The sequence below is a fragment of the Anaerotignum faecicola genome, from assembly GCA_024460105.1.
Classification (GTDB): Bacteria; Bacillota; Clostridia; order Lachnospirales; family Anaerotignaceae; genus JANFXS01.
On sequence record JANFXS010000426.1, the window covers coordinates 1 to 414 of the forward strand.

At 35.0% G+C, this 414-nt stretch carries 1 protein-coding gene; it reads left to right on the forward strand.

What is annotated here, in order from left to right:
* Window positions 1-101: 101 nt before the first annotated feature.
* Window positions 102-414: dihydrofolate reductase (locus tag NE664_14700; GenBank protein MCQ4727884.1), on the forward strand; the 313-nt coding region annotated here is incomplete at its 3' end.

Genomic DNA, 414 nt, shown 5'->3' on the forward strand with positions numbered 1-414 from the left:
TTTAAATACTAATTGACAAGTATCTATATCATAACAGATAATAGAAAAAGTGAAAAGAAATATTTATTTGAAAAGGGAACAGTAATGACAGGAGGAAAAAAATGAAGACCATAGTAGCAGTTGACAGAAACTGGGGAATAGGAAGAGACGGCGGTTTACTTACCCATCTTCCGGAGGATATGAAATTTTTTAGAACTACCACTAAGAATAAAATAGTAATTATGGGCAGAAAGACTCTGGAAAGCTTTCCAGAAGGGAAACCATTAAAGAACAGAATCAATATCCTTCTTACTGGTAATTATGATTATTGTCCGGAAGGAACCGTGATATGTCATAGTGTGGAAGAGGTTTTAGAGGCAGTTCGAGGATATGATTCAGAAGATGTCTATATAATTGGAGGGCAGAGTGTATATG